The sequence below is a fragment of the Micromonospora sp. NPDC047707 genome (genome assembly GCF_040704235.1).
Lineage (GTDB): Bacteria > Actinomycetota > Actinomycetes > Mycobacteriales > Micromonosporaceae > Micromonospora.
Genome location: NZ_JBEYSU010000088.1, coordinates 1 through 5,879, shown reverse-complemented (window position 1 = coordinate 5,879; position 5,879 = coordinate 1). Strand labels below are relative to the sequence as shown.

Annotated in this window: 3 protein-coding genes and 3 pseudogenes; 2 read left to right on the top strand and 4 right to left on the bottom strand. The window is 66.5% G+C overall.

Annotated features, from left to right (window positions below; all coding sequences use genetic code 11):
- Positions 1-819: 819 nt before the first annotated feature.
- Together AB0873_RS31560 and AB0873_RS31555 are read right to left on the bottom strand one after the other, a co-directional pair.
- A pseudogene (locus AB0873_RS31560) lies at positions 820-1,260 on the bottom strand (ISAzo13 family transposase); the annotation flags it as partial.
- Positions 1,261-1,322: 62 nt separating this feature from the next.
- On the bottom strand, positions 1,323-1,856 hold the full coding sequence (locus tag AB0873_RS31555; RefSeq protein WP_366604373.1) for a hypothetical protein: 534 nt from the start codon (positions 1,854-1,856) through the stop codon (positions 1,323-1,325).
- Between the two features lie 445 nt (positions 1,857-2,301).
- On the opposite strand from AB0873_RS31555, the gene AB0873_RS31550 reads away from it, so the two are divergent.
- Together AB0873_RS31550 and AB0873_RS31545 are read left to right on the top strand one after the other, a co-directional pair.
- Entirely contained in the window at positions 2,302-2,583 is a 282-nt protein-coding gene (locus tag AB0873_RS31550) for a hypothetical protein (RefSeq protein ID WP_366604372.1), read from the top strand.
- Positions 2,584-2,895: 312 nt separating this feature from the next.
- Positions 2,896-3,373: pseudogene (locus AB0873_RS31545) on the top strand (transposase family protein); the annotation flags it as partial.
- 118 nt (positions 3,374-3,491) lie between these two features.
- Here the strand turns inward: AB0873_RS31545 and AB0873_RS31540 are convergent.
- Entirely contained in the window at positions 3,492-5,156 is a 1,665-nt protein-coding gene (locus tag AB0873_RS31540) for an IS1634 family transposase (protein ID WP_366604370.1), read from the bottom strand.
- A gap of 310 nt (positions 5,157-5,466) precedes the next feature.
- Positions 5,467-5,637 (bottom strand): annotated as a pseudogene (locus AB0873_RS31535) (hypothetical protein); the annotation flags it as partial.
- Positions 5,638-5,879 lie beyond the last annotated feature (242 nt).

The following is a 5,879-nucleotide window of genomic DNA, read 5'->3' as shown; positions in this document are numbered from 1 at the left end:
CACCAACATCGCCGCCGCGAACCGGCATCACGCCCGCGACAGCACCCGCCCGCTGGCACTACTCGGCATCACCTGACGACTTTGCCGGGGCCCTGGTGCCTGCATCCGTTCAGGCACGCCGATCAACCCACCATTGCGCGCGACCTCTAGCTAGTGCCAATCGAATGATTCTAAGACGTCAACGATCATGATGGGCTCTTGCCGTATGGCAGCGGAAAGCGACAGGGCTACATCGATGGTGTCACCGTAGTCGCCACAAATAAGGCTCAGAGGGTCCGCGGGCATCGACGAATTCGAAAGCTGCCCCGCGCGAGCCCGGCTCAACCATCGTGGCTCCCGTGCGGCCCAGACCTTTGGTAGTCGTTGGAATTGTAGAATGGGCGTGAGGGTTGGATCTTGGTCTCCTTCTCTCGGCACCTCCCTGCCGCGTGTTGAAACGAGGCTCCGCGGCCACTCGGCGATTAGGCTACCGTTGTAGACCACGGCCAGTTTTTCCAGCAACGATAAAGCCGAATATCCCCTCGGTATGGCGTCGCTCAGGTGACGTTCGTCGGATTCGTCGTGGCCGACTACAGCGGGGTAGGCTCGGGTGTACCCGGAGGAGTACCACATCCGCTGTGTGCGTCTGTCGGTCAAATCAAACGGGTCGAGCCCGCCTGCTGGCCAATCCACCCGGAGTGGCGTTGCTTCCAGTGCCGGCAACGATTCAACGACCCAAGCGTGGTCGACGGGGTGCGCCATCATCCGTAAATCATCCGTTAGAGTACTGGGAGTTTTGCGGTCGAGGCAGCCTGCCATGGAGGCGTCGCCGTCGGCAAGGCCCTGCAGGCTGAAGCCCTCGGCGCGAAGCAGATGGGCCACCGTGTCCGGCGAGATCCGCCACCCCTGGCGGGTCAGTTCATCGGCCAGTCTGCGGGTTGACTTGGTCGTCCACCGCAGCGGCGACATCGGATCACCGCGCACGTCCGGCTCGACCAACGCCATCAGTGCCGGCAGAAGACCCGAATCAAGATCGACCAGCCGCTTACGGCCACCACCCTCACGGCGAGCCCGGCCCAGCGGGGTCTCGCCGGCCTCCAACTCACTCACCCCACGCGAGACGGTGCCCTCCGCCACGCCTGCCGCCCTGGCTACCCGCCGGATCCCGCCATGGCCCAACACCCGCGCTTCAGCCCCCAACAGCAGGCGGCGTTGCCGCTCATCCAGATGCGGCAACAGCGTCTGAAGCTTGGCCACCAGACCCTCATCGACTTGATCCATGCGCCTATATCACATGAAAGACCGCCGATGCGGGAACCCGCAAGTTATTCCTCGGCAAGCCCTTAGCTCGTCAGGTTGTTGCCGAGTGATGGGGTTGTCGAGGTGGCTGTTGGGGGCTCTTCCGCTGAGCCCACCGCATGCAGGAGCCGGCGGGCCTGGGTCTCCAAGCGGGGTCGGTCCACGGGCTCGTCGACCAACTCCGCACCGGTCTGAAAACCGAATCGGGTGCCGACGATGAAGCCAATGGATGCGATGGTCAGCGTCTCGGGGCCGCCGTCCCTCTCCCGGTCTAGGGTGACGTCGAGGTCGGTGGTCGTTTCCCAGCGTGTGATGGCGCCGTGGCTGTTCTGCCCATTGATCGTCCCATCCAGGGAATCCTTGACCAGTTCAAAGACCTCCTCGTAGCGCCGGTCGCCGCGCGGCCGGAGGAGCGCGTGCGCGAAGGCCTCGACCGCCTTCGCGCCGCCGGCGACCGGATGGCGGCCGTGGAAGAACGCATCCAGCCACCAGCCGTCGCCGTCCTGGCCCAGCGCGAGCCAGACGTCGGTCTCGAAGTAGTTGCGGTCCCTCCATGCGTAACGGAAAACCTCACCCACTGGCCAGCTTCCTCTCACGATCTTGGGTGGGACATGGGCAGGCGGATCGGTGCTAGCGCTAGCACGGCGACCTGCTAGCGCTAGCACCTCAACCTCAGTCCTATCAAGGCACCAGCAGCTAGCAGCTCTAGCGGTGGGCACGGCCTGGCGGCCAATCGGGGCCGTGCCAGGCGCTGTGCCCCTCGCCACGGTAGGACGTGCCCGGCCGACGTCCAACGGTTTCGCGATCGCGGTCGCGGGCCGCGCGCAATGGTGGTGTCTGGATCGGCAGCGGGCCTCAGCACGCACCGGCGTCCATGCTCGCGGAGCCGACACAAAGGCATCAAGGTGAACGAACTTCCATACAGACGACAGGTGCGAGCCGCGACTGGCTCCACGTGATCCAGCAACCCCGCCGGATGAGCACCACCGACCGTCCTATTGCACAAGGTCGTAAGCTGGGCCAATGTCGAATCGGTTCTATCGAATTGCGGGTGTATTGGTCGGAGTCGGAATGATCCTGCTCGGCTTGTACAACACCACGGCTGACGAGGTCACGTGCGGCGGGCGCGTACTCGAACAAGGCGGAAGGTGCACGACGATTCATAAGGGAGGTGGCTCCACCGAGCGGACCTACGACCAGCAGAAATCCTTGAACAAACGGAAGGGCATCATCGTCCTGCTCGTCGGAGCGGGTCTGGGAGTCGGCAGCTTCGTGGCGTTCCGCGGACCTCGACAGGGCCGTTGAGGCTGGGCGCAGCTACTGTAGCCGCTAATCGTTGCTTCTTCGCTGGAAGCTACGGCCGGGCCCAGTGCGCGATCCGTCAGCCGCGACCACCGGCGCGGCGAGCCTTTTGACTTCCGGCCGCTCGCGGCCCTTCCGTCAGGGTTCACCCGCCGTTCACCACCACGCACCCGGCGAGCAGCTACGCCCGGGCTCGCACGGTGGCTCACAGGGCGGGTCAGCGCCTGTTTGACAGACCGGCCGGCCGCGCCACGGAAGCCAGACTCCCCTCCGGTGGAGGGGAGTCTCTCCTCTCGTCCCCTGAGCGCGTGGGCCCTGAACCTGGCGGACCGGGTGCTGCTGGTGGCCTGGTACTTGCGTACCAACCTGACGATGCGCCAGATCGGCCTGCTGTTCGGCGTCTCGCGCTCCGCCGCCCACCGGGTCATCGACACCCTCGCACCGCTGTTGGCCCTCGCACCTGTGCGCCGGCGGCCAGTCGCTCAGGTCGCCATCGTCGACGGCACCCTGATACCGACTCGGGACCATCGCCTGGCCGTGCCGAGCAAGAACCGGTACTCGACGAACCTGCAGGTCGCGATCGACGCCAGCACCCGCCTGGTCATCGCCGTCGGCGACCCGCAACCCGGCAACCGCAACGACCATCGTCTACCGCACCTCAGGGATCGACCAGAAGCCGAACGGACGGCCGGTCATGGCCGACAGCGGCTACCACGGCAACCCCGAAGTGATCATCCCGTACCGCAAGCCCTTCGACGGCACGGAGCTACCCGACTGGAAAGCCGACCTGAACAGGCACCCGGGTTCCACAGATCAGGTGGCTGGCTAGTCCGCGAAATCGCGATTGAGCTGGGGAAACGTGGGTTGGCCCGGTGGCAGGGCGTGTCACTAGGCCGGGGTGTTCGTGCTGGTCAGGAGGTTGCGGGGGTGGCCTCGAAGACACGGCGGGGCTCGGGCAGGCCGAGGGCGGTGAGGATCTTCTTCTGGCCGGTGGTGAGTTCGGTTCGCTGGCGGAAGGAGCCGGCGGGGCCGGTGAAGGTGCCCAGGTGAAGGCGTTGGAGGTCGTCGCGGACGGCGGGCCAGGTCTGTCCGGTGCGGGTCTCGGTGATGCGGATGAGCAGCAGGGCGAGCCAGCAGAGCAGGACGTGGGCGCGGATGCGGTCCTCGGCGCGGTGGTAGACCGGCCGCAGGTCGATGATCGATTTCATGTCCCGCCAGCCGCGTTCGACCTCGGGGAGTTGCTTGTAGCCCAAGGCGATGTCCTCGGCCGACAGTTTCGGGTCTGAGCAGCGCAGCAGGAACTTGCCGTCCAGGTTGGCCTCGGCTTCGACGGCCTTGCGGTCGATGCGCAGCAGCCCGCCGGGGGTGGTGCGCAGGTAGCGTTTCAGGCCGGGCTTGGTGGAGATGACGCCGCGTAACTCGGCGCGCTTGTCCCGGCCGAGCTTGTCGGAGCCGTCGATCATCTCTTCAAGGATCGCGACCATGCGGGCCCTGATCGCGGCGTCGCGGACGGCGGCCTCGGGATTGAAGCAGATCACGAACCGGTCGTCGGCCAGGTCACCGGACAGTCGCACTTCCTTGACCTGCAGGTTGTCCGCGACGTGTCGGTAGCGGCCCTGCCGCGACAGCGCGGCGTCGGCCTCGGGCGTGCCGCCGCGCAGCTTCTCACCGAGGATGTAGCGCCCGCCGGCCTTCTGCAGGTAGCGCCGGTTCTGCTCGGAGGTGAAACCACGGTCGGCGACCCACACGATCCGCGACAGCGACCAGTCCCGCATGTCGTCCTTGATTTTTCGTATCAGGGCGCTGTCTGACGTGTTCCCAGGCCAGGCCCAACATCTGACCGGAATGCCGGTGCGGGTGACGGCCATCCCGACCACGATCTGCGGCAGGTCGCCCCGGGAGTCCTTCGACTTGCCCCAGGTCCGCAACCCGGTCTCCTTCACCGCCGGGTCGCCGTCGCCGACCCGCATACCCCGCTCGTCGCGGGCCACCGGCTCGTCGGCGTCGGCGGTCTCGAAGTAGGTGGAGGTGGTGTCGAAGAACAGCAGGTCCACCTCCAGGTTCAGCAGGTCGGCGGTGTTGTCGAACACAATCCGTCCCAGCTCCGGCTCGGCGTTGATCAGCCAGTCCATCGCCCGGTAGCAGGACTCGTCGACCACGGGCAGGTCCAGACCGTCGATCACGACGTCGTGGGCGATCCAGCGGGTCGCGGCCAGCTTGGACGACGGAGCCAGTGCGCGGTTGGCCACCAGCGCGAACAGAATCCGCTCAACCCGCCGCTCCATCCGCGTGTCGGCCAGCAGCCGCCGCATCGCCGCGTCGATCCCCAGAGCGCGCCACAGTCCGTCCAGCGCGCACGCCCCGCCCAACATCCGGGAGTCGGTGAACCACAGGTCCGCCGAACTGGTCGACGCCAGCGCCTCGCCCGGCCCCAACAGCCGGCACAGCGCCGCGACCAGCCGCCGGATCCCCGCGACGTCGAGCTGGTCCTCCCGGCCGAAGGAGTACAGCACCTTCGTCCGCGACACCCTCGCCACCGGATCCCACTCGTTGTGGGCCAACTGCAGATAGCCCACCGTCTGACCGTCCGCCACCCGCCGGGTCGAACGCCTTCACCCACACGATCAGTGACCCAGCGATCAAGCCACTAGAGCGTGTTTCACAAGTTGCGGCGCTGCCTACGATCTCCGGTTGGAGAGTTTCAGACTGAGCGGTGATGTTGCCCAGCCGACGGCGGGCTGCCGCCGACAGGTCCTCGGCCCAGGCAAGGCGTTGTTCGCCAGCTCCCTCGGCGGTGGCGGCGCGCATCTCGGTCAGGGTGAGTATCGCCTCGTCAGCGCCAAGGTCGCAGGCGCGCAGCAGCGCGTAGGTGAACATGCCGGTGCGATGTATGCCGGCGGAGCAGTGTATGACCACCTTGGCGCCGTTGCGGATGAGGTCGGCCAGCGTCGTCAGAGCCGCAACGATCTCGTGGTGGCGTGGGGGCGGTGGTTGTTGGCCGTTGGCGAGTTCGACCCAAATCCATTCCAGCCCCGCCGCTTTGGCCGCGGATCCCATCGCAAGGGCACCCTCACGTCTGGATAGCAGTGTGACCAGGTGTGTTGCGCCCGCAGATCTCATTACCGGCAGTAGTTTGACCTTCGGCCGGTGCGTGACTGCAACGGCGCCCGCACCGATGCTGACGAATTCGATGGCCGACGCCTGCAGGGCCCCGGCAAAGTCGTCAGGTGATGCCGAGTAGTGCCAGCGGGCGGGTGCTGTCGCGGGCGTGATGCCGGTTCGCGGCGGCGATGTTGGTG

Excerpts from the sequence above, each read along its gene's own strand:
- AB0873_RS31550 (WP_366604372.1), top strand. The coding sequence starts at position 2,302 with ATGTCGAATCGGTTCTATCGAATTGCGGGTGTATTGGTCGGAGTCGGA.